The sequence below is a fragment of the Streptomyces sp. NPDC030798 genome, from assembly GCF_055572275.1.
The window spans coordinates 133,173-158,157 of record NZ_JBVIDR010000001.1 but is presented as its reverse complement, the minus strand read 5'-3'; the positions used below and the strand labels follow the sequence as shown (position 1 = coordinate 158,157).

The following is a 24,985-nucleotide window of genomic DNA, read 5'->3' as shown; positions in this document are numbered from 1 at the left end:
GGAGCTGCCCGGGACGTCCGCAGGCGGCGCGTTCCGTGCCGCCGGGCGATAGTGGACACGTACCAGTGTTCCACCGTCCCCGCGCAGCGGCCTGTCGGCCGGACCGGCCGACGGTTCCCAGGGGGACGGCACTCCTGAGACCACCGCAGCGGACCGGCTCCCGCTCACAGGAGGGTTCGGAATGGACCTGATCCACTTCCGCATGGTCGTGCCGCCCGCCCTCACCCAGCCGGCCGTCGACCTGCTCACCTCGCACGACCGCGTCCTCAACCTGGTCGTCGTACGAGCGGCTCACGTGCCGGGCGGTGACGCCGTGGAGTGCGACGTGCTCAGGGGCGCCGCGAACGGCCTGCTGGGCGATCTGCGCAAGCTGGGCGTCGACCGCGGGGGATCGATCGCCGTGGACGACGTCGAGACGATGTTCTCGCACCACGCCGAGCAGATGGAGCGGGACCAGCCCCGCGCGCTGGTCCACGCGCCGCTGTGGGCCGCGCTCGAGGCTCACATCCGCAAGGAGGGAACCTATCCGCCCTCCTTCTACCTGTTCCTCGTCATCGCCGGACTCATCGGCTGCGTCGGCATCGTGACCAACTCGCAGATCCTCATCGTGGCGGCCATGGTGGTCGGCCCGGAGTACAGCGCGATCACCAGCATCGCCCTCGGTCTGGACCGCCACCACCGCCGCAGGGTCCGGGAGGGGATGCGTGCGCTGACGGCCGGCTTCCTGCTGGCCATCGTGGTCACTCTGGGTTTCGCCGCTCTGGTGCGCGCGTTCGGCCTGCAGTCCGCCGCGTTCGAACTGGGTCTGCGGCCCGTGTCCCACCTCATCGACACGCCGGACTTCTTCTCCGTGGCCGTGGCCGTGCTCGCCGGCATCGTCGGGATCGTCTCGCTCACCGAGGCACGCGGCAGCGCCCTGCTCGGGGTCTTCATCTCCGTGACCACGATTCCCGCCGCCTCGGACGTCGCCGTGTCGCTCGCCTTCGCCGACGGAAGCCAGGCGTGGGGCTCCCTGCTGCAGTTGCTGCTGAACGTGGTCGTCCTCGTGATCGTCGGCGTCCTCACCCTGCGTCTGCAACGACGCCTGTGGCGCCGCGCGGCCCGCCGTGCCGGCACCCGCCCGCAGCGCTGAGCGCAGGCCAGGACGCGCGGGCCGGACACGACGAGCCGGGGCCGGATCCGCGGCTTACGCTGATCGAGGGGGTGCGTCCGGGTGAATCGCGTACCGGAAGGGGTACCCCGATGGACGACTACCCGCTGATCGAGAACCACGGTCTGCTCGGCGATCTGCAGACAGCGGCGCTGGTGACCACGGACGGGGCGATCGACTGGTTCTGTTCGCCGCGATTCGACTCGCCGAGTGTGTTCGGTGCGCTTCTGGACAAGGGGAAGGGCGGGCACTGCACAGTCCGGCCGGCGCACCCGACCCACGCGACCAAGCAGCTGTATCTTCCCGACACGGCGATCCTGGTGACCCGGTTCATGACCGAGGCGGGCGCCGGTGAGGTGGTCGACTTCATGCCCGTGACCGGTACCACGGTCACCCCCCGTCACCGGCTGGTCCGCCTGGTGCGCTGTGTACGCGGCAGCATGTCGTTCGACGTGGAGATCGCCCCAAGGTTCGACTACGGGCGCAGGACCCACCAGTTGCGCATCACCGAGCACGGAGCGGTGTTCGTCGCGGAGGACGGCACGGAACTGACCGTCCACCCCATCCGCGAACCGCAGGACGAGCGGCTCGCGGACGTCCTCACGGACCGGGATGCCGACCTGCACCTCTCCCTGAGCCTGCGGGCCGGCCAGCAACGCGGGCTGGTCCTCGAGATGGGCGGCGAGGACCCGCCCGCGGAGATCCGCCTCGAGGAATACCAGAGGCTCTTCGAGGAGACCGTGGCGTTCTGGCGCACCTGGCTGGCGCAGTCGCGCTACACCGGGCGCTGGCGGGAGGTGGTGGAGCGTTCAGCGATCACGCTGAAGCTCATGACCTTCGCCCCCAGCGGAGCCGTGGTGGCCGCGCCGACGGCGGCCCTCCCCGAGCAACTGGGCGGCGAGCGCAACTGGGACTACCGCTTCACGTGGATCCGTGACGCCTCCTTCTCCGTGTACGCCCTGCTGGGACTGGGCTTCACCAACGAGGCCAAGGCGTTCATCCGCTGGCTGAGCGACCGGGTCAACGAGCGAATCGGCAGCGTCGGGGACTCCGGACCGCTCAACATCATGTACAAGGTCGACGGTTCCTCCGACCTGGACGAGCAGCTCCTCGACCACTGGGAGGGCTATGCGGGTTCGGCGCCGGTGCGGATCGGCAACGGCGCCGCCACGCAGCTCCAACTGGACATCTTCGGCGAGGCACTGGACAGCATCTACTTCGCGCACCGGCACGGACTCCAGGTCGGGCACGGGGGATGGACCTCGCTGCGCACGGACCTGGACTGGCTGGCCGAGCACTGGGACCAGGCGGAGGAGGGCATCTGGGAGACCCGCGGCGGCCGCCAGAACTTCACGTACGGCCGGGTGATGTCGTGGGTGGCGTTCGACCGGGCCTTGCGGTTGGCCCAGTCGAAGGGCTGGCCGGCCGCGGCCGGACGCTGGCAGGCCGAGCGGGACGCCGTCTACGAGCAGGTCATGGCCAAGGGATGGAACGAGGAACGGCGGGCCTTCGTCCAGCACTACGGCAGTGACGTGCTGGACTCCTCGCTGCTGCGCATGGCGACGGTCGGGTTCCTCACGCCGGGGGATCCGATGTGGGAGTCGACCCTGGACGCCATGGAGCAGGAACTCGTCAGCGACAGCCTGGTCTACCGCTACAACCCGGAGGCCTCGCCCGACGGCCTGCGCGGCTCCGAGGGCACCTTCTCGCTGTGCACCTTCATGTACGTCGACGCCCTGGCGCGTGCGGGACGGACCAACCAGGCACGGCTGGTGTTCGAGAAGATGCTGGGGTACGCCAACCACGTCGGCCTGTACTCGGAGGAGATCGACCCGACGGGACGTCAACTGGGCAACTTCCCGCAGGCGTTCACCCATCTCGCCCTCATCGACGCGGCGCTCACCCTGAACGACGCCCTGGAGGGGCGGTAGTCCGCGCGCTGTTCAACCGGCCGGCGGCGCGGGACCGAGGAGCACGATCCTGTCGCCCTGCGCCGCGGTGGCGGGCGGCGGGCCTTCGGTGACCGGCTCCAGCCGGCCGTCCGACCCGACGACGAACAGCGCGTCGCAGCCGGGCGGGCGGGGCGCCGACGCCGGCTGGAGGCGGAACCGGGCGCCCCGCTCGTGGCGGTCCGCCACGGTATGACGGACCAGCCGCGGGCCGAAGAGGGTGCGGCCGGCGGTGTAGGGGGCGACGACGCCTTCGCTGCCGGGGGGTGGGCCGACACGGTAGACCGGTCCCTCGACGCTGTCCTCCATGACGATCGAGGCGAGCGCGTTGAAGTCGTCGTCGGGGGTGAGCAGGAAGACCGACGTGACCCCTTCCAGCCTGGCCTGCGGATCGGTGGCCGCGGCCATCAGCTCCCCGCTGACCAGTTCGATGCCCGCTTCCTCGATCTGCCTCCTCTCGTGTGCGCCGCCCGCCCACATCAGCACATCGACCCCGGCGGTGCGCAGCGTCCGGGCCAGATCGACGACCCAGGGATCGCCGCCCACCAGCAGCGGTCGCGCCCGCCCCGGGCGCGTGACGCCCACTGTGCGGGCGACCGGTTTCGCCGTGAGCGCGTAGAGCAGGACGGTTCCCACGATCACCAGGAAGGTGACGGGCAGGATCTTCCCGGCGCCCCGCAGCCCGGCGGAGGCGAGCGAGGCGGAGAACGTCGTCGCGGTGGACGCGGCCACGATGCCCCGCGGGGCCATCCAGCCGATGAAGGTGCGCTCACCCGCGGCGAGTTCGGTGCGAAAGGTCGACAGCAGGGCCACCAGGGGCCTGACCACCACGACCAGCACGCCGACGAGCGCCAGGGTGGGCAGCAGCACCGGCAGGAGGGACTTCGGTGTGACGGTCGCCGAGATGGAGACGAAAAGCAGCCCGATGATCAACTGGACCAGCGTCTCGAAGAACGGCCTGCGGGCGGGCATGTCCAGTTGGGGCAGGTTCGCTACGGTGAGTCCGGTGACGATCGCCGCGATGAGCCCGGTGTCGTCGTACGCCATGTCGCAGCCGGCGGCCACCGCGACGACGGTGGCCAACTGGGCGAGCGTACCCAGCGTCTCGCCGAGCCGGAGCCGCCGCAGCACGCACCAGAGCAGCGCGGCACCGATCGCCCCGCCGGCGAGTCCGACGGCGATGCCGGCGAAGAACGCGCCGAAGCGGAAATGGCCGCTCTGCAGTCCCCCGGAGACGATGGAGTGGAAGACGACGGCGCCGAGGATGCCCCCGACGGGGTCGATCAGGGAGCCCTCCCACATCAGCACCCGGCGCACCTGGTCCGAGGGCCGCACATGCTCCAGCAGGGGCCCCACGACGGTCGGCCCGGAGACCACGAGAATGACGCCGATCATGCTGGCCACGGCCACCGGCACACCGAGGAGGGCCGGCGCCGTGCCCACCACGGTCCCCCAGGTGAGCAGCACGCCGAGCACCATGAGCCGGACGACGACGTTGCGTGTGGCGCCCGTGAGGCGACGCAGGTCCAGGCCCAGCCCGGCGTCGTACAGGATGATCGCGACCGACACCGAGACGAGCGGGGAGAACGCCGGGCCGAGGAGCCGGTCGGGGTGGACGTCCTCGGTCAGGGCTCCGGCGGCGAATCCGGCGGGCAGCAGCAGGATCAGGGCGGGGATCCGCAACCGGCTAGCGAGGACCTGGCATCCGACGGCCAGGGACACGGTCAGCCCGATGCCCAGCAGGATGTCGTCCTCGGTCACCCGGTTCCCACCCTCGCGGGCCGGCCGGGGACGTGCGGGTCCGCCATCGGGTCAGCCCTCGTCAGCGGTGGCGGCGCGCTGCAGGTCGGCATCGGTGAGGCTCTCCAGCTCGCCATGGGTGTCCAGCCAGTAGAGCAGGGCGACCGCGGGGACGACGAGGACGAAGGCGACGAGGGTGACGAAGCCCAGCCAGCGCAGCGTGGAGTGCGCGCCGGCGCCCTCGGCGACGGTCAGCGACGTCGGGACGAGGTACGGGCGCTGTGCCATGCCCCAGGCGATGACGGCCGAGGCGACCGTGCCGACCGCCGTGACCCGGGACCAGGCTCCGGAGGAGCGGGTCAGCAGCCAGGCGGTGGCGGCGGTGCACAGCGCGGCGACGACGACGAAGAACAGGCCGACGCCGTGCGTGAGCCCGTGCCACACATGAGGCGCGTCGCCGTGGGTGACGATCAGGGTGATGACGGCGAGGACCGCGAGGCAGGCCAGTGCGCCCAGCGCCCGGCGCCGGAAGTACCCGGCCAGGTCCGGCGCGTCGAAGCGCCGGGCGTCCGCGGCGAGGAAGACGGCGCCGAGCACCGCCGTGGCCGCGATCGCGAGCAGCCCGAACAGCAACGAGGTGGGATTGGCCCACGCGTCCGTCGACGCCGTCGTCCTTGAGGTCACCCGGCCCGAGGCGACTCCACCGGCCGCGGCGCCCAGGAAGAACGGGGTCAGGAGCGAGGCGACGGCGAAGACGGCCCCGTACAGACGCCGGCCGGCCAGCCTGCGGGCGGGCTTGCGCAGCGCGAAGCCGGCGCCGCGCAGCACCGTGCCCACGGCGGCCAGCGCCAGGGGCAGCCACAGGGTGACGAACACCTGTTGGAAGAAGGTGGGGAACCCCGTCCACATGATGACGAGTACGAAGATCAGCCAGACGTTGTTGACCTCCCAGACGGGAGCCATCGCATGGTCGATCAGCCATCGCGGGCGCTTGCCGCGCTCGGCTCCGCCCGCGGTCAGGTCCCAGAAACCGGCTCCGTAGTCGGTGCCGCCGCCGCAGGCGTAGGCCGCGACGGCGAGCAGCAGGACGACGGCGATGACCCCGGCGATCACGACCGGCTCCCCGCGGAGCGCGGCCCGTACGGGGTGTCGGTCTCCGGCGTCTTCAGCGGCGGCCGCGGTCCGCCCGCCGCGTCGGCCTCCCGCCAGCGCGAGCGCATCTTCAGCAGGACCACCAGGAACGAGCCGAAGACGAAGACGTACACCGCGATCACCAGGGCGAACATGAGCCACAGGCTGCCGGCGCGCGTCGACGTCACCGCTTCGGCGACGCGCATGTTCTGGTACACGATCCAAGGCTGGCGGCCCACCTCGGTGGCGATCCAGCCGCATTCGACGGCGACGACGGACGCGAGGCCGGCCAGGGCGGCACCCCGGAAGAACCAGGGTGAGGCGGGCATCCTGCGGCGCAGCAGCCACACCGCGGCGTACCAGAGCGCGAGCAGCACCAGCAGGGAGCCGATCCCGACCATGATGTCGAACGCCCAGTGGGCGATGGTGGCCTGGGTCGCCGTCGGCCGGTCGCTCGCGGGCACCGAGGTCAGGCCGGTCACCTTGGTGTCCGCGTGGAAACCGGCCAGGATGGAGTCGAGTTGGGGGATCCGGATGCCGCCGGAGATGCTGCCGTCGGGATGGAGCCGGCCGAAGAGGTACTCCGGCTGGTGCGTGTCGGTCTTCCAGACGATCTCCATGGCGGCGAATTTCACCGGCTGCTTGTGGAAGACCTGCCGGGCGATGGAGTCACCGAGCACGAACTGCACCGGCGTGCACACCGCCGCCAGCGTGAACGGAATCGTGAAACCGAGCCGGTGGTACCGGTCCCGGCGGCCCCGCAGCAGGCCCACGGCGTAGACGCCGGCCACCACGTAGCCCGCCGTCACGAACATCGCCACGACGAAGTGCCAGTACTGCGGGCCGAACATCGGCGTGAAGACCGCCTTCCAGATCTTCACGTCGACCGGGTTGCCGGCGGAGTCGAGGGTGAAGCCCCGCGGGGTGTTCATCCACGCGTTGGCGGCCAGGATGCCGAAGGCGCCGAGCAGGGCCGCGAGCGGCAGGGGCAGCCCGAGCAGGAAGTGGGTCCGCGAAGGGAGCCGTCGCCAGCCGTAGAGGTAGATGGCGATCAGGACGGCCTCCAGGAAGAAGGCCCAGGCCTCGACCCCGAACCCGATGCCGAAGACGTCGCCCCAGCGGCCCAGCATGCCCGGCCACAGCAGCCCGAACTCGAAGGACAGAACGGTGCCGGTGACGACCCCGATCGCGAACTGGACCGCCATGACGGCCGACCACCGCCGTGCCAGCAGCAGGGCCGTCGCGTCGCCACGGCGCAGACCGTAGCCGTGCATGATGAGCGTGATCAGCGGCAGGGCGACGCCCAGGGGCACCAGGATGATGTGCGAGGCGAGGGTGAAGGCCATCATCGATCGGGCCGGGAGGGTTTGTGCGGGTGGGTCCGCCAGCATCAGGACGGTGTGCATGTGAGCCTTTCCGGGAGCCGATGCGGCCGAGGCGGGTCAGCCGCCGGTGGCGAAGCCGGGGAAGAGGGTCATGCCTCCGTCGACGTACAACGTCGTGCCCACGACGTAGTCCATGAGGTCGGAAGCCAGGCCGACGACGGCGTGCGCGATGTCCTCGGGTTCGCCGATCCGGTCGTAGGGGATCAGCCGCAGGAGGTCCTGCTGCGCCTCGGGGGTCTCCCACGCGTCGCGGTTGATGGGGGTCTTGATGGCTCCGGGGGCGACCGCGTTCACCCTGATCTTCTTCGGGGCGAGTTCCTGCGCGAGGGTCGCCATCATCATCTGCACGCCGCCCTTGGAGGAGGCGTAGTTCACGTGACCGGTCCAGGGGATGAGCTGGTGCACCGAACTCATACAGATGATCTTCCCGGCCGCGCGGGACACCTCCGGGACGACTCCGCGGCGCAGGAACTCCTTGGCCGCCTCACGGGCGCAGAGGAACTGCCCCGTGAGGTTGACGTCGATGACCTTCTGCCACTGGGCGAGGGTCATGTCGGTGAGGAGGGCGTCGCGCTGCAGTCCCGCGTTGGCGACGAGGATGTCGATCGTGCCGAACTCCTGGACCATCCGGTCCGTCATGGCGACGACCTGGTCCTCCTTCGAGACGTCCGCCTCGTAGGCGGCGGCCTTCACCCCGAAGGCGGTGATCTCCTCGACCACCTGCTCCGCCTCCTCGCGGCCGGCCACGTAGTTCACCACGACATCGGCACCGGCCCGGCCCAGGGCGACGGCCGTCGCCCTGCCGATTCCGGAGTTCGCGCCGGTGACCAGCGCCTTCTGACCCGCCAGCAGCTGCGCCGGAACCACGTTCCGCGGTGCGCCCTCGGTGGAACTCACGATGCTCTGCTCCTCCACTCCCTGCCCGGGCCGCCGGGCGCGGCCCGGCGCATTCAGCCGTCAGACAAGCATCGCGGTGGTGCGTCGGCACGCCGGGACGGACGGCGTTGGGCCTCCCGGCTGATGATCTTCGCCCGCTCGGCGGCCCGGGCGTGGCCGTGTGTCAGCTCAGGCGCTCCAGCAGGTGGTCGCCCACCCGAAGGGCGTTCGCGATGGCCGTCAGGGACGGGTTGACCGCGCCGATGCTCGGGAAGAAGCTCGTGTCGACCACGTAGAGGTTGTCCAGGTCGTGGGCCTTGCAGTGGACGTCCAGGGCGGAGGACGCCGGGTCGGTCCCGAAGCGCACCGTGCCGGCCTGGTGGGCGGTGGCCCCGATGGGCATGCCCTTGTGCAGATAGATGCTGCGGGACAGCAGGTGGTGCTCGTGCATGCCGAGGCGGCCGAGCATGTGCTGCAGCTTGTGCCGCAGGCGCCTGAGACCGGCGATGTTGTTGTCCTCGTCGAGCGTGAGCCGGATGCGGCCGTCCTTCTCCAGGGTCACCCGGTTGCCCGGCTGAGGCAGGTCCTCTCCGCACAGCCAGAAGTCGACGGCGTGGTGCGCCATCACCTCGAACGGCATGTCAGGCGTCACCGCACCCGCCCAGCGGGGAGCCTGGCCGTGGATCTGCTCGGCGTCCGACTTGCCGAGCATCTGGATGCCGCCGAGCGGGTACTCCCAGTCGTCGGCGCCCAGATACCAGTCGTGCAGGGCGAGCGTCTTCTGGAACTGGGTGTCGTTGGGCTCCTTCGAAAGGGCCATCAGAGCGAGGTTGTTGTGGCGCATGTAGTACCGGCCGACGACGCCCGAGCTGTTCGCCAGCCCGTCCGGGTGCCAGTCGTCGGCCGAAGCGAGCAGCAGCGCCGCGGAGTTGACGGCACCGCAGGCCACCACCACGACGTCCGCCGAGAACCGGGCCTCCTCGTCGCCCGGGAGCTGGGCGACCACGGTGGTGACACTGCGTCCGGTCGGATCCGTCTCCAGCCTTGTCACCCGGGCGTTGGTGACCATCTCCACGTTCGGGTGCCCCAGCGCCGGCTCCACACAGATCACCTGGGCGTCGGACTTGGCGCGCACCAGACACGGGAAGCCGTCGACGCGGTTGCAGCGGATGCACGCACTGGCGTGGGTGGCCCTGCCCAGCTCGTCCTGGGTGAGGTTCACCCCGATCGGCAGGTGGAAGGGGTGCAGGCCCTGCTTCTCCAGGTCCTGGCTCAACTGCTCGATGCGGGGCTCGTGTTCGACCGGTGGATAGGCGTACTGGGCGCTGCTCGGGCCTTCCCAGGGATCCTCGCCGTGCCGGCCGTGCACCAGGTACAGGTGCTCGGCCTGGGTGTAGTACGGCTCCAGGTCCTGGTAACCGATGGGCCAGGCGGGGGAGATGCCGTCGTGGTGGCGCAGTTCGCCGAAGTCCTCCGGGCGCAACCGGAACAGCGCGGCGCCGTAGAACTTGGTGTTGCCGCCGACGTAGTAGTTCACCTCGGGCGGGAACTCGTTGCCGTGCCGGTCCAGCCAGAACTCCGGGGCCCGGTACTTGGCCTTGACGAACACGGCCGTGGACTCCCAGTTGTCGCGTTCGCGCGGCAGGTAGTCACCGCGTTCGAGGACGAGCACCCGCTTGCCCGACGGAGCGAGACGGTGGGCCAGCGTGCCGCCGCCCGCGCCGGTGCCGATGACAATCACGTCGTAGGAGGGAAGGGTGCCCACGGCAACCACCGTCCTTGTTCGATGCGGTCTGGGACTGTTGCCGGCCCTCCCTTCTACGAACGTACGCGCAGTGCGGTCGTGCGGCACCCGCAGCGGCCCCGGCCCGGCATCCGCCCGTCACAGAACGGCGATCGGGTTCACCGGGGAGCCGGTCGCCGCGGGCAGCCGCAAGGGGGCGACCACGCACAGGAAGTGCCGGCGGCCGTGCTCCTCGCACGCCGTGACCAGCTCCTCGAGGTCCAGCCAGTCCAACAGGTGCAGCCCCATGGCGTTGACGGCCAGCACATGCACGGGGAACGGGACCTCCGCCACGGGGCTCGGGGCCGCGTCGCTGTTGCCGTCCGACCCCAGGACGGACACCTGCCGCTCGGCCAGGAAGTCCATGGCCGCAGGGTGCAGACCCGCCCGCTCCCGTGTCACGTCCCAGGCACCGAGGGTCCGGCGCCGCAGTCGGTGCCCCACCCGCACGAGCAGCAGATCGCCCGGCCCCACCGTCGCCCGCTGTGCGGTCTCGGCGGCGGCCAGGTCCTGGGCCGTCACCTGTTCCCCCGGTTCCAGCCACGGCACACCGCGCAGCCGCGGGATGTCCAGGAGCACGCCGCGGCCGACGATGCCGTCACGGGCCAGGTCGAGCGTGAGCGCACCGGCGCCGTCCGGTGTCACCGTGCTCGCCGGGACACCGCCGTACAACTCGCCGTCGAACATCACGTGGCACAGCGCGTCGAGGTGGCTGTCGACGTCCCCGTGCACGTTCATGGCGATCCGGTCACGGGCGAAATGCAGGCCCGGCTCGTCGGTCTCCCGGTGTGTCGGCGCGGTCATCCGGTGGGTCGCGGGCTCGGGACTGTCCGGGGCGGACCGGGTCTCGACGGGAGCGGCCAGCGACACCGCCCGTCCGTAGCGGACCTCGGCGGCGGCCGCCACGAGCCGTTCCGGCGTGATCCGGTCCAGCGCGCCCCGCGGATGCGCGCCGCCCTGTGCCGCGTGGGCCCGCAGCCGGTCGTACAGGCCACGGAAGGCCGCTTCGGACAGGGGGCGCGGCGCCGGCGGACGCGGCCGCGGTGCCGCGGACTCCGAAGGCGCATGCGGTCGGTGCGAGGTCATCGTCAGCTCCTGTGCGCCGACCCGGGCCGGGCCTCGGCGCTGTCGTCCTGGCCTGCGGCGGGCCGGGCCTGCGGCGGGCCGGCCGGCTTGCCCAGCGGCGGCACGGTGCGCCCGGGCGGCAGCAGTTCCACGGTCACGAAGGCGACGACGGCGGCGAGGATCGCCACGGGGATCATCGCCCCGCTGCCGAGCACCAGGACGACCAGCAGCACACTGCTGACCGGGAGGCGCAGCGAGGCCGCCGTCGCGGCTGCCATGCCCGCCGCCATGCCCGGGACGACGCCGAGGCCGGGCAGCGGCGCGAGCAGAACGCCCACCGCGGCGCCGAGGAACAGCGACGGGAAGACCGGGCCGCCCCGCAGGCTGCCGAGGCAGAGCGCGTACGCCGCGCCCTTGCACAGCAGGACGGCGATCAGGGCGCTCACTCCCCAGGCGTGCGGATCCGCGGCCAGCCGCTGCAGCACGGCCTGGCCCGACGAGGCCACATCCGCCGGCGACCGGTCGACGGCCAGGGAGTAGACCGCGGCGCACCCCCCGGCCGCGAGCGCGCACAGGGCCGTGCGAAGCACCGGACCGCCGGCCACGAACACGGCGCACCCGCGCCCCCCGGCCAGCATCAGGTGAACGGCGACGGCGATACCGACGCCCAGCACGACGGACCAGAGCACGTCGCCCGGATCGAGGCGGGGGAACGGGGCGCCCACCTTCACCGAGAGGCTTCCGGTCGGCAGGCCGGTCCAGCGGCCGAGCCCGGTGAAGACCAGAGAGCCGATGCCGCTGGACAGCAGCGCGGGCAGCATGACGGCGAACAGCTGCGGGCCGCCGACACCGGCCACTTCGATCAGGATCACCGCTCCGACCAGTGGATTGCCGAAGATCGCCGAGAGGGCCGCCGCGGCACCGGCCGCGCCCAGCAGGACGGTGCTCTGCGCTGTGGGGCGGACACGGGCCAGGTTCCTGAACCACAGGGCCAGACCGCCACCGAGCGCGATCAGCGGGGCCTCCGGGCCGAGCGTCGCGCCGAGCGGCAGGCTTGCCGCGGCCGCGAGAATCACTCCGGGGAGGGCGGCAGGAGCCATCCCCGCGGCGTGCAGGCCCGTGGCGGGGACGTGCCCGCCCGCTCCCGGCAGATGCCTGACGACGAGACCCACGACGAGACCGGCGAGCGTCAGCAGGGGCAGTGGCCACCACCAGGGCGGTGAACTCAGGCCCACCCCGGCCGGCAGCCGCTCCCACAGCAGATGTTCCAGCTCGTGGAGTCCGGCGAGGAACCAGAAGGCGGCCAGCGAGACCGGGACACCGATGACCGCCGAGAACACGAGCGCCTTTTGATAGCCACGGTTGCGCAACAGCTCCCGCAGCGTGTCCGCCTCTTCCGGCTGCGTTCCGGCAGGGGGTGGATCCGACCGCGTCACGGCACCGTTCCTTCCGTGTCAGCCGGGGATCGTGCGTTGTCGAGCGTCGGACTGTGCGAGCCCCTCCAGTCATTGCAGCATTCGCCCGCGGGTCCCGCACGTCCGCACGGCGGCCCGCCGGATCCCTGCCCCGGACCCGGCTGTCCGGATCACCTCCGGGTGATCGGACAGGACATCTGGTACGCCAGCCGCCGGTCGGCATCCGTACCGATCGTCGTGAGAACCTCGTCCAGCTCCATGAACCACTGCCACACCGGCCGCCCGTCGGCACCGGCCAGCCGGCCGACCACCAGGTCCTCCAGCTCCGCGACGCGCCGGTTCTTCCACACCTTGTCGGCGAGGCTCACCAGCAGATCCTCCACACCGTTCCCGTCAGCGCCCCAGGAGCCGTGGGTCCCGGCGAACCGGGCGAGGCCGGGCTCCACGCCGTGGCTCAGCAGCAACTCCCGCCCCGCCTCCTCGTGTCGCGTGCCCGGACCGGACAGTTCGACCGGATGCAGCGCCTTGCCGATGTCGTGCGTGGCGGCGCCGAACAGCACCGCGTCCGCGTCGAACTCCAGCCGCGGACAGTGCCCGTGGGCCCAGTCGGCGAGCTGTGCCGCCACGTCGTGCACCGCTCTCAGGTGGGCGACCAGCCGGGGCGGGGCGTCGACCCGGGCCAGCAGTGCGGTCGCCCGGTCGGGAAGGGGGCGCAGCGGTGGATCGTCGATGGGGTCCGTCGCAATCGACACTGCACTCAAGGCTCTCACCGTGCCAGAGTAATCACCGGCGTTCTCCCGGCCGTTGATGACGAAAGGACTCCCATGGCGGCAGTGCACACGGCGTTCCTGCTCGGGACGGGGCTCTTCTGGACCGTCGCCTACGTGCTGCTCATCCGGACGGGGCTGCGGGAGCGCACGTTCGGGATGCCGGTCGTCGCGTTCGCCACCAACATCAGCTGGGAGTTCATGTTCGCCTTCGTGCGGCCGCCGTCCGGGGTCATGCACGTGATCAACATCGTCTGGTTCTGCTTCGACCTGGCCATCGGCTACACCGTCGTACGCTTCGGCCGGTCCGAATTCCCGTACCTGCCGGCCCGGTCGTTCCTGCCGGCGCTGGTGCTGCTGCTGGCCCTCGCCTACCCGGGGATGAACTACGCCTCCGAGCAGTTCGACGCGGGCGTCGGTACCATCACCGCGTTCGGCAGCAACCTGGCGATGTCCGGGATGTTCCTGGCGATGCTCGCCGCCCGCCGGGGGACGCGCGGCCAGTCCGTGGGCATCGCCCTGGCCAAGCTGCTCGGCACCGCCTGCGCGTCCCTGTCGATGCTCACCGACCCCGACCGGGCGCCCCGCTACGACAGCGCGCTCATGTACTACCTCTACATCGGCTGCTTCCTGCTCGACCTCGCCTATCTGTACGCCGTGTTCGCCGTGGGGCGGGCCCAGGCCGCCGGGGACCGGCCGGCCGCTCAGGACACCGCCCTCCAGCACTAGGGCCTCTCGGGGCAGGGGCGCCCCGCGGCCCTGGCCGCGGGTCGGCCGACATCGTTGTCCGGCACCTCGAATGGCGGCGCCGACCGGCCGGGACCACGATGGAGGCGTGGGGCACGGCCGCCGCCGCGAGCGCCGGTGCCGTCCGAGGCCGCCGGGGGACGGTGGCCGGCCCCGGCCGTGGTGAGCGGCCGGAAGGGAGGACACCGTCATGCTGGAAGTGAAGACGGTCGACAAGCCCGACGAGCGGCGCGACTTCCCCCGCGGCCACCTCGAAGCCCTCCACCTGACCGGGCTCGACTTCGCGGTGGGCACCTTCGAACCGGGCTGGCGCTGGTCGGAGTGCGTGGGGCCGATCGCGGGCACCAAGAGCTGCATGGTCCACCACAACGGTTATGTGATGCAGGGCAGGATGCACCTGCGCATGGACGACGGCGGCGAGAGCGAGGTCGGCCCCGGCGACGTCTTCGTGTGCCCGCCCGGCCACGACGCCTGGGTGGTCGGCGACGACCAGGCCGTGGTGCTCGACTTCGCCGGAACCATGGCGAACGAGTACGCCAAGGGGTCGTAGCGCGGCGGAGGCGGGCCGCCCCACCGCAGCGCCCCACCGCAACGCCGGGCCGCGCCGAGCGGCCCGGCGCCCTGTCCCGCACCCTCACACCGGCAGCAGCCGGGCGATGAGCGCGCTGAGCTGCCGCGCCGTGCGGCACTCGTGCATCTCCACCAGCTCGGCGTACTCGGGCGCGGCGGAGTCGCCGGTGCCCCACCGGGCGCGCGGCTCGGGGTTCAGCCAGTAGACGCGCCGGGCGGCGCGGGCCAGTTCACGGACGGCGGCCAGGTTCGGGTCGCTCATGTTCGTCCGGGCGTCGCCCAGCACGAAGACCGTCGTGCGGGGGCCGACCGCGCCGCCGTACCGTTCGGTGAACTCGCCGAGCGCGACGCCGTAGTCGCTGCTGCCGTGCCAGCCGGTGAGCGTGGCCTCCGCACGGATCCGGGCGCCGAGCCCGTCCGGGTCGGCGTGGCCGTGCCGGAGCAGGCCGGTCACCTCGTCGAGGCGGTTGACGAAGGCGAACACGCGGATCTTGCTGAACTGGTCGTGCAGCGCCTGCACCAGCAGCATCGTGAAGTCCGAGAAGCCCGACACCGAGCCCGACACGTCGCACAGCAGCACCAGTTCGGGCCTGACCGGGCGCCGCCTGCGCAGCACCGGCCGCATCGGCACCCCACCCGTGGACAGCGAGGAACGCAGGGTGCGGCGCAGGTCGACGGTGCCGCGCGCGGCCCGGCGCCGTCGGGCGGCCAGCCGGGTCGCCAGCTTGCGGGCCAGCGGCTGCACCGTCCTGCGCAGCTCGGCGAGCTGGTCCCGGCCGGCGTAGAGGAAGTCCACCCGGTCGGCGGTCGGGGCGACGGCCCGCCGGGCGATCTCGTCCCGGCCGCGCCGCTCGGCGACCCGGCGCCGCGCCTCGGCCGCCACCAGCCGCCGGAACACCTCGATACGGCGCCGGATCTCGTCGTCCAGCAGCCGGTCGGCGAACCCCCCGCCCCCGCCCCCGCCCCCGTCCCGGCCCCGGACGTCGGCCCGGACCCGGGCCAGCAGGGTCTGGGGGCGCAGCCGGTCCAGGGTCTGGTACGCCGACCAGCCGTCCGACCCCGGTGAACTCCCGTATCCGCCGAAGCCGTCCACGGCCTCGGCCGCCAGCCGGGCCATCAGGGCGCGGTCGTCGGCGGCCAGGGCGTCCGCGAGCCGGTCGCGCAGGGTCTCGCGGTCCGGGGCATCCTCGTCGGGGCCGCCCACGCCGCGCGGGAAGTACAGGTCGAAGACCGGGTCGAACACCGCCCGCTGCCCCGGCCCGTGCAGCAGCGTCGCGGCCAGCCCCTCCCGCAGCAGGACGCGGTCGGCCAGCCCCAGGGCCGCCACCGCCCGCGCCGCGTCGACGGTCTCCGCGGTGCCGATCCGCATCCCGTGCGCGCGCAGTGCGCCGACCAGGCCGGTGATCCGTCCGTCGACACCGCTCACAGGGAGTCCAGGTCCAGCTTGGCGGCGGCCTTCAGCACATCGTCCTGGTGCTTGAGGATCACACCGAGGGTGTCCTGGACGACCGCCTCGTCCAGCGTGTCGGCGCCCAGCGCCAGCAGGGTGCGCGCCCAGTCGATGGTCTCGGCGACCGACGGCACCTTCCGCAGGTCCATCGCGCGCAGCGCCCCGACCACCCGCACCACGGACTCCGTCAGCGCCTCGCCGAGCCCCGGCACCTTCAGCCGTACGATCCGCCGCTCCAGTTCCTCCTCCGGGAAGCCGATGTGCAGGAACAGACAGCGGCGGCGCAGCGCCTCGGACAACTCCCGGCCCGCGTTGGAGGTGAGGACGACGAACGGGCGGCGGGTGGCGCTGATCGTGCCGAGCTCGGGCACCGTGACCTGGAAGTCGCTGAGCACCTCCAGCAGCAGCCCCTCCATCTCCACGTCGGCCTTGTCGGTCTCGTCGATGAGCAGCACGGTCGGCTCGTCGCCGCGGATGGCGGTCAGCAGGGGGCGGGGGAGCAGGAACTCCTCGCTGAAGATGTCGGTGCGGGTCTCGTCCCAGTTCTCCCCGCGCCCGGCGCTGATCCGCAGGAGCTGCTTGGCGTGGTTCCACTCGTACAGCGCGCGGGACTCGTCGACGCCCTCGTAGCACTGCAGCCGTACCAGCCGGGCCCCCGCGACCGCGGCGACGGCCTTGGCCAGCTCGGTCTTGCCGACCCCGGCGGGCCCCTCCACCAGCAGCGGCTTGCCGAGCCGGGCGGCGAGGAAGACGGTGGTGGCGACGGCGGGCGAGGCCAGGTAGCCCGTCTCGGCGAGGCGGGCGGAGACGTCGTCGACGGACGTGAACAACGGGGCCTCCGGCAGGGCGGGCGGCGAACGGGACGCTCACTATCTAAGCGCTTGTTCAGCCCGTCTGTCACTCCTCCTGCCCAGGCCTCCCCCTCTGTCGCTCCTCCCGCCCTCGCCTCCCGTCTGTCACTCCGCCCGCCCGGGCGCTCCGTCCGCTCGGCCCAGCAGCACGACCTCCAGCGTCCGCGGCCCGTGCACGCCCTCCACCCGGTCCAGTTCGATGTCGCTCGTGGCCGAGGGCCCGGAGATCCACGTCAAGGGGCGCGTGGGGTCGAGGCGCTCCAGCGCCTGCGGCACCGAGGACACGACCTGGTCCGGGACACGGACCACGCAGATGTGATGGTCGGGGATGAGCGAGATGCGCCGCCGGCCCTGATCCGGGGAGCCGTCCAGCACGATCGTCCCCGTCTCGGCGATCGCCACCGCGCAGGCGGTGACGACGCTGTCGGTCCGGTCCAGCTCGTGCGCCGTGCTCTCCGCCCGGTCGGCGACCCGCGTGACGTCCGCCTCCGCCAGCCAGCCCGGCTCCAGCCCCGGCGGCACCAGGACGGACGCCGCCTTCCGCTCCACCAGCAACCGGGCGAGAAGGGACGGGAGTTCCGCTTCCGTGCAGCGGTGCACCAGCGCCCGGTAGTCCGCCAGGTTCTCGGCGAGCAGATCCACGGTCTGCTCCGCCGTGCGGTCGCCGTGCACGCGCAGATAGTCCCGCGCGACGGCCTCCTCGTACGGCGTCTCGTCCGGCGGCACATCGGCCAGCGCGCGCCGCACCCGGCCCAAAATCCGTTCCCTGCTGCTCACCTGGCCTCGTCCTTTCCGCCGTTGGTGCGCTGCCACCAGTCCCGGAAGGGTTCGGCGGGTACGGCCGGCAGGTCGCGCGTGCCGGTCCACGCCCGCCCCGGGCCCGGCAGCGTACGGGGGTGCAGCCGGCGGGTGCGGGAGGCGAGGCGCTGGCCGGTGCGCAGGGCGCCGGGGTGGGCGAACGCCCAGCGCGCCGCCCGCATGGCCGCCCGCTCGGCGGCGTGGCCCTTGGCGGGCCGGAGCACCACCTTGTTGCCGTCCCGGACCGTCGTACCGCCCTCGGCGACCCGCTCCCGCAGGTGCACCAGCACCTCGGGGATGTCGATGGCGACCGGGCACACCTCGTAGCAGGCGCCGCACAGGCTCGACGCGTACGGCAGTGAGGCGTCGATCTCGCTCGCCGTCCCGCGCAGTTGGGGGCTGAGGATGGCGCCGATGGGGCCCGGATAGACCGAGCCGTACGCGTGCCCGCCCGCCCGCTCGTACACCGGGCACACGTTCAGGCAGGCCGAGCAGCGGATGCAGCGCAGCGCCTGCCGGCCGACCTCGTCGGCGAGGGTGTCGGTGCGGCCGTTGTCGAGGAGCACCAGATGGAAGGTGCGGGGCCCGTCCTCGTCCGCCGTCCCGGTCCACATGCTCGTGTACGGGTTCATGCGCTCGGCCGTCGAGGAGCGGGGCAGGGTCTGCAGAAAGACCTCCAGGTCCCGCCACGACGGGACGATCTTCTCGATGCCGACCACCGAGATCAGCGTCTCGGGCAGGGTCAGGCACATCCGGCCGTTGCCCTCGGACTCCACGACGACGAGGGTGCCGGTCTCGGCGACCATGAAGTTGGCGCCGGAGACGCCCACCTTGGCCCGCAGGAACTTCTCCCGCAGGTGCAGCCGGGCGGCCTCGGCGAGTTCGCCGGGCGTGTCGGTCAGGCCCTCGGGGGCCGGGCGCCCCCACGCGGCCATCTCGGTGCGGAAGATGTCCCGGATCTCGCCGCGGTTGCGGTGGATGGCCGGGACCAGGATGTGCGAGGGCCGGTCGTTGCCCAACTGCACGATCAGTTCGGCGAGATCGGTCTCGTAGGCGCGGATGCCCTCGGCCGCGAGGGCCTCGTTGAGCCCGATCTCCTGGGTGGCCATCGACTTGACCTTGACGACCTCCGACTCGCCCGTCTCCTTCACCAGCCGGGCGACGATCCGGTTGGCCTCCGCGGCGTCGGCGGCCCAGTGGACCGTGCCGCCGGCCGCGGTGATCGACTCCTCCAACTGCTCCAGATACCGGTCGAGATGGCGCAGGGTGTGGTCCTTGATGCGCCGCCCCGCCTCCCGCAGCTCGGTCCAGTCGGCCAGCTCGCCCACCGCACGCGCCCGCTTGCCGCGGATGGTGTGGGTGGCGTGCCGCAGGTTGCCGCGCAGGGTGGGATTGTGGACGGCTTCGTGCGCGGCCTTCGGGAAGGCCGGCATGCCGACGAACGTTCCGCTCATACCGCCGGTTCCTCCTCCGTGCTCGCCAGGATCTGAGCGATGTGCACCGGCCGCATCCCGGTGCCGAGCCGGGTCATCGTGCCGCCGAGGTGCATCAGACAGGAGTTGTCGGCCGCGCACAGCACCTCGGCGCCCGTCGACTCGGCGTTGCGGATCTTGTCCGTACCCATGGCCGCCGACACCTCGGCGTTCTTCACCGCGAACGTCCCGCCGAACCCGCAGCACTCCTCGGCACCCGGCAGCTCCACCAGCTCCAGCCCCTCGACCGCCTGCAGGAGCCTGCGCGGCCGGTCGCCGAGACCGAGGCCGCGCAGGCCGTGGCAGGTCGGGTGGTAGGTGACCCTGTGCGGGTAGTACGCCCCCACGTCCGTCACGCCCAGCACGTCCACCAGGAACTCCGTCAGCTCGTACGTCTTCGGCACCACCGGCGCCAGCGTCCGGGCCAGCGAGTCCCCGCGCCCCTCGGCCCGGGCCCGCTCGCCCATGCGCGGGTACAGCTCGCGCACCATCGCTCCGCAGGATCCGGACGGGGTGACGATCGCCTCGTACTCCCCGAAGACATCGGAGAACTGCCGGGCCAGCGGCTCCGCCTCATGCCGGTAGCCGGTGTTGTAGTGGGCCTGCCCGCAGCAGGTCTGGGCCATCGGGAAGTCGACCTCCACGCCCAGCCTGGTCAGCAATTTCACCACGGCACGGCCGGTATCCGGGTAGAGCGTGTCGTTGACACAGGTCAGGAACAGGGCGACACGCATCGCGGCTCCTCTGGGTCGGTCATCGGATGAGTGCAGAGTAGTGGGCGGACACCGTCCCTGGGGAGGGCGCCGCCCGGGGAGGTCATCGCTCACCGCGTGGCGAGCCGCGCCGCGGCCTCCCGCCAGGGCCCGATGTCGCCCCGGGGCGTGTACCGGGTCAGCGGCTGGGTGCGGGTCAGCAGCCGGCGCATCTCGGTGAGGTCGCCGACCAGCCCGTGGGCCCGGGCCTGCACCAGCACATTGCCGAGAGCCGCCGCCTCCGTCGCGCCCGCCACCACCGGCAGCCCGCACGCGTCGGCGGTGAGCTGGCACAGCAGGGCGTTGCGGGTGCCGCCGCCGACGACGTACACGACGTCCACCGGACGGTCGGCCAGCCGCTGCGCGTCCCGCACCGCCCCGCGGTGGGCGAGCGCGAGCGAGTCCAGGATGCACCGGGTGACCTCGGCGCGCGTCCGCGGCACCGGCTGCCCCGAAGCCCGGCAGGCCTCGGCGATCCGCTCCGGCATCCGGCCGGGCGCGAGAAACGCCTCGTCCCCGGCGTCCACCACCGACCGCAGGGCCGGAACCCCCGCCGCCTCCCGCAGCAGCAGCCCCACGTCGGGCTCGTCCCAGGCCCGCTGGCACTCCTGGAGCAGCCACAACCCCATGATGTTGCGCAGGTAGCGCACGGTGCCGTCGAGACCGAGTTCGTTGGTGAAGTTCGCCGCCCGGCTCTCCTCGGTGAGCACGGGCGCGTCCAGCTCCAGCCCGGCCAGCGACCAGGTGCCGGTGCAGATGTAGGCGAACCGCTCACCGCTCGCGGGCACGGCGGCGACCGCCGAGGCGGTGTCGTGCGACCCGACCGTGGTCACCGGCACCGGCCCGGACAGGCCCGTCTCCTCCAGCACCTCGGGGCGCAGCACACCCGCCGGATCACCCGGCTGCCGCAGTGGCGCGAACAGCCCGAGGTCGATGCCGAGCCGGTCCGCGAGGTCGTACGCCCAGGTCCGCGTCCGCGGGTCGATCAGCTGGGTGGTGGAGGCGTTGGTCAGCTCGGTGCCCTGCTCCCCGGTCAGCCAGTACGTCAGCAGATCCGGGACGAGCAGCAGTCGCGCGGCATGGGCGAACTGCGCGCCGGCACGCGCGGCCACCAGCTGGTACAGCGTGTTGAAGGGGGCGTACTGCAGGCCCGTCGCCGCGTACAGCTCGGCGGCCGGCACCGTCGCCCAGACCTTCTCCGCGATGCCGTCGGTACGGGCGTCGCGGTAGTGCACCGGGTTGCCGAGCAGGGCACCGTCGGCGTCCAGCAGCCCGTGGTCGACGGCCCAGCTGTCGATGCCCACGGAGTCCACCTGACCCGCGGCCCGCAGCCCGTCCAGGACACCGGCGTACAGGCCCAGGACGTCCCAGCGCAGCCCCTCGGGCAGGCGCACCGGCCGGTTCGGGAACCGGTGCGCCTCGGTCAGCTCCAGTGCGTCGTGCCCGACCCGCCCGACCATGACCCGCCCGCTGGACGCGCCCAGATCGACGGCGGCGTACGACTTCACGCTCCCGCTCATCGCAGGAACGCGGCCGCCACGCCCGCGTCGACGGGGATGTGCAGCCCGGTGGTGTGGGTGAGGTCCCCGCCGGTCAGCGCGAAGACGGCGTTCGCGACGTGCTCGGGCAGCACCTCCCGCTTGAGGATGGTCCGCTGGGCGTAGAACTCGCCGAGCTTCTCCTCGGGCACCCCGTACACGGCGGCCCGCTGGGCACCCCAGCCGCCCGCGAAGATCCCGGAACCGCGCACCACGCCGTCGGGGTTCACCCCGTTGACCCGGATCCCGTGCTCACCCAGCTCGGCGGCCAGCAGCCGCACCTGGTGCGCCTGGTCGGCCTTGGTGGCGGAGTAGGCGATGTTGTTCGGCCCGGCGAACACGGCGTTCTTCGAGGCGATGTAGACGATGTCACCGCCCAGCCCCTGCGCGATCATCACCCGGGCCGCCTCCCGCGACACCAGGAACGACCCGCGGGCCATGATGTCGTGCTGCAGGTCCCAGTCCATCGCGGAGGTCTCCAGCAGCGGCTTGGAGATGGAGATGCCGGCGTTGTTGACCACCAGGTCGACACCGCCGAAGGCGAGCGCCGCGGCCCTGAAGGCGGCAGCGATCTGGTCCTCGGAGGTGACGTCGACGGTGACGGCGACGGCCCTGTCGGGCCCGCCCAGCTCCTCGGCGACGGCGGCCGCGTTGCCCGCGTCGAGATCGGCGACGACGACGCAGGCACCCTCGGCCGCCAGCCGCCGGGCGATCGCCCTGCCGATCCCGCTGCCGGCCCCGGTGACCAGCGCGACCCGGGTGGCCAGCGGCTTGGGCCTCGGCATCCGCTGGAGCTTGGCCTCCTCCAGCGCCCAGTACTCGATGCGGAACTTCTCCGCCTCCTCGATCGGCGCGTACGTCGACACCGCCTCCGCGCCGCGCATCACGTTGATGGCGTTGACGTAGAACTCGCCGGCCACCCGGGCGGTCTGCTTGTCCTTGCCGAAGCTGAACATGCCCACGCCCGGCACGAGGACGATCGCCGGGTCGGCACCGCGCATGGCGGGGGAGTCGGGCAGGGCGTGCGCCTCGTAGTAGGCGGCGTACTCCTCCCGGTACGCGGTGTGCAGCTCCTTCAGCCGGGCGATCGCCTGCTCGAGGGGCGCGGACGGCGGCAGGTCCAGCACGAGCGGCCGCACCTTGGTGCGCAGGAAGTGGTCGGGGCACGAGGTGCCCAGCGCGGCGAGGCGCGGGTGCTCGGCGCGGGCGAGGAAGTCCAGCACGGCCTCTGCGTCGTTGAAGTGCCCGACCTGCGGCTTGTCCGCCGAGGCGAGGGCCCGCACATACGGCGCGAGCGCGGCGGCCCGCTCCCTGCGCCGGTCCTCGGGCAGCGCCTCGTACCCCTCCAGGACGGGACCGAAGGGCTCGGCCTTCCCCTTCTCGGCGAGGAACGCCTCGGCGGTACGGATGATGTGCAGCGAGTTCCGCTCGCACTGCTCGGAGGTCGCGCCCCAGGCGGTGATCCCGTGCCCGCCGAGGATGCACCCGACGGCCTGCGGGTTGGCCTCCTTGACGGCGGCGATGTCCAGCCCCAGCTGGAACCCGGGCCGCCGCCACGGCACCCACACCACGCTGTCCCCGAAGCACTCGGCGGTCAGCTTCTCCCCGTCGGCGGCGCACGCGAGAGCGATGCCCGAGTCCGGGTGCAGATGGTCCACGTGCGGGGCGTCGACCAGACCGTGCATGGCGGTGTCGATCGACGGCGCGGCTCCGCCCTTGCCGTGCAGGCAGTAGTCGAACGCGGTGACCATCTCGTCCTCGCGCTCCACCCCCGGATACACACCGACGAGTGCCCGCAACCGGTCCAGCCGCAACACGGCGAGCCCGCTCTCGGTGAGCGTGCCGAGGTCGCCGCCGGACCCCTTCACCCACATCAGCTCGACGTCTCCGCCGGTGACGGGGTCGACCTCGGTGCCCTTCGCGGACGCGTTGCCGCCGGCGTAGTTGGTGTTGCGGGGATCGGAGCCGAGCCGGTGGGACCGGGAGAGAAGAGCGGCGGCTTCGGGATGGGTGGTCATGAGTATGGGTTCCTTTTCAGAAGAGAGAGGTGACACAGGGGCGCGGGGCTGTGTCGACATGCGGCTGCGCCGCGTGGGCGCGAGCCACCACAACGGACCCGCGCCCCGCGACGGCGCCCGCCCGCCGGACGCTCTACGCCCCCCACCCCGCCTGCTCCCCGCCGACCCGCTCGGCGACGATCTTCTCGGCCCACCCGCACCGCGCGTACGCGGCAAGCGGCTCGGGGTCCAGCCCCATCTCCTGGCGCACCTCACGCAGCAGCGGCCGCACGTCGGTGTTGTACGCGTCCATCAGCACCGCATTGGCGCCGAGAACATCCCCGGACCTCTGCGCGGCGGCCAGCGCGTCCCGGTCGACGAGCAGCGCCTTGGCCGTGGCCTCCTGCACGTTCATCACGGACCGGATGATCGCCGGGATCTTCGCCTCGATGTTGTGGCACTGGTCGAGCATGAAGGCGACCTCGGAGCTGAACCCGCCCCCGCGTACCACCTCGTACATGATCCGGAAGAGCTGGAAGGGGTCGGCGGCGCCCACCATCAGATCGTCGTCGGCGTAGAACCGCGAGTTGAAGTCGAACCCTCCGAGCTTCCCCTCCCGCAGCAGCGTGGCGACGATGAACTCGATGTTGGTCCCGGGCGCGTGGTGCCCGGTGTCGACGACGACCTGCGCCTTCGGGCCGAGCTTCAGGCAGTGCGCGTAGGCCGTGCCCCAGTCGGGCACGTCGGTCGTGTAGAACGCCGGCTCGAAGAACTTGTACTCCAGCAGCATCCGCTGCCCCTCGCCGAGTCGCCCGTAGACCTCGGCCAGCCCCTCGGCCAGCCGGTCCTGCCGCTCTCGTACATCGTCCTGGCCGGGGTAGTTCGTGCCGTCCGCGAACCACAGCTTCAGGTCACGCGAACCGGTGGCGTCCATGATGTCGACGCACTCCAGCAGGTGATCCACGGCCTTGCGCCGCACCGCGGCGTCCGGATGGCAGATGCTGCCCAGCTTGTAGTCGTCGTCCTGGAAGGTGTTGGAGTTGATGGCGCCGAGCCGCACGCCCTGCTCCTCGGCGTACTTGGCCAGGGCCGCGTAGTCCTCGACCCTGTCCCAGGGGATGTGCAGGGCGACGGTGGGGGCCACGCCCGTGAACTCGTGCACCCTCGCCGCGTCCTCGAGCTTCTCCCACGGCGAGCGCGGCACGCCGGCCTGGGCGAACACCTTGAAGCGCGTCCCCGAGTTGCCGTACGCCCACGAAGGCGTCTCGACGGCCTGGGTCCTGAGCGCGGCCTTCACCGCGGCGAGGTCGGTCACTGGGGGCTCCTGTGGTGTCCGGTGGAAAGACTGAGCGGAAGACGGGGTAGTGAAACGATTCAGGACGGCAAGCTATGAGCCTCCCGAGGGGCTGTCAAGCGCTCGGATCCCCTCACTTTTCTGTGACTCCTCCGTGACCTTCAACTCGCGAAATCTTTTCGACACGAACCCATTGACGTGACATGGCCGAGCTGCCTAACGTCCCGGCCATCCAGTTGAAACCTTTCACGACAC

The 24,985-nt window shown here is 72.0% G+C and carries 20 protein-coding genes; 4 read left to right on the top strand and 16 right to left on the bottom strand.

What is annotated here, in order from left to right:
• Window positions 1-181 precede the first annotated feature (181 nt).
• The gene (locus ACZ404_RS00695) at window positions 182-1,132 is read left to right on the top strand and encodes a DUF389 domain-containing protein (protein ID WP_468435090.1); all 951 of its coding nucleotides are present in this window, start codon (window positions 182-184) and stop codon (window positions 1,130-1,132) included.
• A 110-nt stretch (window positions 1,133-1,242) separates the two neighbouring features.
• Window positions 1,243-3,081, top strand: a complete 1,839-nt coding sequence (locus ACZ404_RS00690; protein ID WP_468435089.1) for a glycoside hydrolase family 15 protein — start codon at window positions 1,243-1,245, stop codon at window positions 3,079-3,081.
• 12 nt (window positions 3,082-3,093) lie between these two features.
• Here ACZ404_RS00690 and ACZ404_RS00685 read toward each other — a convergent pair whose 3' ends face one another.
• From ACZ404_RS00685 to ACZ404_RS00650, 8 genes are all read right to left on the bottom strand, one after another.
• Window positions 3,094-4,860, bottom strand: a complete 1,767-nt coding sequence (locus tag ACZ404_RS00685; RefSeq protein ID WP_468435088.1) for a cation:proton antiporter — start codon at window positions 4,858-4,860, stop codon at window positions 3,094-3,096.
• A 51-nt stretch (window positions 4,861-4,911) separates the two neighbouring features.
• The gene (locus ACZ404_RS00680) at window positions 4,912-5,952 is read right to left on the bottom strand and encodes a cytochrome d ubiquinol oxidase subunit II (RefSeq protein ID WP_468435087.1); all 1,041 of its coding nucleotides are present in this window, start codon (window positions 5,950-5,952) and stop codon (window positions 4,912-4,914) included.
• Window positions 5,949-7,376: a cytochrome ubiquinol oxidase subunit I gene (locus ACZ404_RS00675; protein WP_468435086.1), complete on the bottom strand. Its 1,428-nt coding sequence runs from the start codon at window positions 7,374-7,376 to the stop codon at window positions 5,949-5,951. Before ACZ404_RS00675 ends, ACZ404_RS00680 begins: the two co-directional genes overlap by 4 nt.
• Before the next feature lie 36 nt (window positions 7,377-7,412).
• On the bottom strand, window positions 7,413-8,252 hold the full coding sequence (locus ACZ404_RS00670) for an SDR family oxidoreductase (protein WP_468435085.1): 840 nt from the start codon (window positions 8,250-8,252) through the stop codon (window positions 7,413-7,415).
• Between the two features lie 163 nt (window positions 8,253-8,415).
• Window positions 8,416-10,005: a GMC oxidoreductase gene (locus ACZ404_RS00665; protein ID WP_468435084.1), complete on the bottom strand. Its 1,590-nt coding sequence runs from the start codon at window positions 10,003-10,005 to the stop codon at window positions 8,416-8,418.
• A 108-nt stretch (window positions 10,006-10,113) separates the two neighbouring features.
• The gene (locus ACZ404_RS00660) at window positions 10,114-11,028 is read right to left on the bottom strand and encodes a cyclase family protein (RefSeq protein WP_468435812.1); all 915 of its coding nucleotides are present in this window, start codon (window positions 11,026-11,028) and stop codon (window positions 10,114-10,116) included.
• Between the two features lie 74 nt (window positions 11,029-11,102).
• Window positions 11,103-12,515: a chloride channel protein gene (locus ACZ404_RS00655; RefSeq protein ID WP_468435083.1), complete on the bottom strand. Its 1,413-nt coding sequence runs from the start codon at window positions 12,513-12,515 to the stop codon at window positions 11,103-11,105.
• A gap of 149 nt (window positions 12,516-12,664) precedes the next feature.
• Window positions 12,665-13,246 (bottom strand): HD domain-containing protein, encoded by a 582-nt coding sequence (locus ACZ404_RS00650; protein ID WP_468435082.1) that lies wholly within the window; start codon window positions 13,244-13,246, stop codon window positions 12,665-12,667.
• A gap of 72 nt (window positions 13,247-13,318) precedes the next feature.
• Here ACZ404_RS00650 and ACZ404_RS00645 point away from each other — a divergent pair, with 72 nt between their 5' ends.
• Together ACZ404_RS00645 and ACZ404_RS00640 are read left to right on the top strand one after the other, a co-directional pair.
• On the top strand, window positions 13,319-13,990 hold the full coding sequence (locus tag ACZ404_RS00645; RefSeq protein WP_468435081.1) for a transmembrane-type terpene cyclase: 672 nt from the start codon (window positions 13,319-13,321) through the stop codon (window positions 13,988-13,990).
• Between the two features lie 208 nt (window positions 13,991-14,198).
• Window positions 14,199-14,558, top strand: a complete 360-nt coding sequence (locus ACZ404_RS00640) for a cupin domain-containing protein (RefSeq protein ID WP_468435080.1) — start codon at window positions 14,199-14,201, stop codon at window positions 14,556-14,558.
• 84 nt (window positions 14,559-14,642) lie between these two features.
• On the opposite strand, the gene ACZ404_RS00635 is transcribed toward ACZ404_RS00640, so the two are convergent.
• The 8 genes from ACZ404_RS00635 to rhaI all read right to left on the bottom strand — a co-directional run bounded on the left by ACZ404_RS00635 (window position 14,643) and on the right by rhaI (window position 24,751).
• Complete coding sequence (locus ACZ404_RS00635) at window positions 14,643-15,947, bottom strand: VWA domain-containing protein (protein ID WP_468435810.1); 1,305 nt, start codon at window positions 15,945-15,947, stop codon at window positions 14,643-14,645.
• Window positions 15,948-16,000: 53 nt separating this feature from the next.
• Complete coding sequence (locus tag ACZ404_RS00630) at window positions 16,001-16,858, bottom strand: AAA family ATPase (protein ID WP_468435079.1); 858 nt, start codon at window positions 16,856-16,858, stop codon at window positions 16,001-16,003.
• Window positions 16,859-16,984: 126 nt separating this feature from the next.
• Entirely contained in the window at window positions 16,985-17,656 is a 672-nt protein-coding gene (locus ACZ404_RS00625) for a LutC/YkgG family protein (RefSeq protein WP_468435078.1), read from the bottom strand.
• The gene (locus tag ACZ404_RS00620; RefSeq protein WP_468435077.1) at window positions 17,653-19,131 is read right to left on the bottom strand and encodes a LutB/LldF family L-lactate oxidation iron-sulfur protein; all 1,479 of its coding nucleotides are present in this window, start codon (window positions 19,129-19,131) and stop codon (window positions 17,653-17,655) included. Before ACZ404_RS00620 ends, ACZ404_RS00625 begins: the two co-directional genes overlap by 4 nt.
• Window positions 19,128-19,883, bottom strand: coding sequence for a (Fe-S)-binding protein (locus ACZ404_RS00615; RefSeq protein ID WP_468435076.1), 756 nt, complete (start codon window positions 19,881-19,883; stop codon window positions 19,128-19,130). The genes ACZ404_RS00620 and ACZ404_RS00615 overlap by 4 nt, the downstream gene beginning before the upstream one ends.
• An 89-nt stretch (window positions 19,884-19,972) precedes the next feature.
• A complete protein-coding gene (locus ACZ404_RS00610) occupies window positions 19,973-21,421 on the bottom strand; it encodes a rhamnulokinase (protein ID WP_468435075.1) in 1,449 nt (482 codons plus the stop codon).
• A complete protein-coding gene (locus ACZ404_RS00605; protein WP_468435074.1) occupies window positions 21,418-23,457 on the bottom strand; it encodes a bifunctional aldolase/short-chain dehydrogenase in 2,040 nt (679 codons plus the stop codon). Before ACZ404_RS00605 ends, ACZ404_RS00610 begins: the two co-directional genes overlap by 4 nt.
• A gap of 133 nt (window positions 23,458-23,590) precedes the next feature.
• Complete coding sequence (gene rhaI, locus ACZ404_RS00600; protein ID WP_468435073.1) at window positions 23,591-24,751, bottom strand: L-rhamnose isomerase; 1,161 nt, start codon at window positions 24,749-24,751, stop codon at window positions 23,591-23,593.
• Window positions 24,752-24,985 lie beyond the last annotated feature (234 nt).

Excerpts from the sequence above, each read along its gene's own strand:
- ACZ404_RS00695 (WP_468435090.1), top strand. The coding sequence starts at position 182 with ATGGACCTGATCCACTTCCGCATGGTCGTGCCGCCCGCCCTCACCCAG.
- ACZ404_RS00690 (WP_468435089.1), top strand. The coding sequence starts at position 1,243 with ATGGACGACTACCCGCTGATCGAGAACCACGGTCTGCTCGGCGATCTG.
- ACZ404_RS00675 (WP_468435086.1), bottom strand. The coding sequence starts at position 7,376 with ATGCACACCGTCCTGATGCTGGCGGACCCACCCGCACAAACCCTCCCG.
- ACZ404_RS00645 (WP_468435081.1), top strand. The coding sequence starts at position 13,319 with ATGGCGGCAGTGCACACGGCGTTCCTGCTCGGGACGGGGCTCTTCTGG.
- ACZ404_RS00640 (WP_468435080.1), top strand. The coding sequence starts at position 14,199 with ATGCTGGAAGTGAAGACGGTCGACAAGCCCGACGAGCGGCGCGACTTC.
- ACZ404_RS00635 (WP_468435810.1), bottom strand. The coding sequence starts at position 15,947 with ATGCGGATCGGCACCGCGGAGACCGTCGACGCGGCGCGGGCGGTGGCG.
- ACZ404_RS00620 (WP_468435077.1), bottom strand. The coding sequence starts at position 19,131 with ATGAGCGGAACGTTCGTCGGCATGCCGGCCTTCCCGAAGGCCGCGCAC.
- ACZ404_RS00615 (WP_468435076.1), bottom strand. The coding sequence starts at position 19,883 with ATGCGTGTCGCCCTGTTCCTGACCTGTGTCAACGACACGCTCTACCCG.
- ACZ404_RS00610 (WP_468435075.1), bottom strand. The coding sequence starts at position 21,421 with ATGAGCGGGAGCGTGAAGTCGTACGCCGCCGTCGATCTGGGCGCGTCC.
- ACZ404_RS00605 (WP_468435074.1), bottom strand. The coding sequence starts at position 23,457 with ATGACCACCCATCCCGAAGCCGCCGCTCTTCTCTCCCGGTCCCACCGG.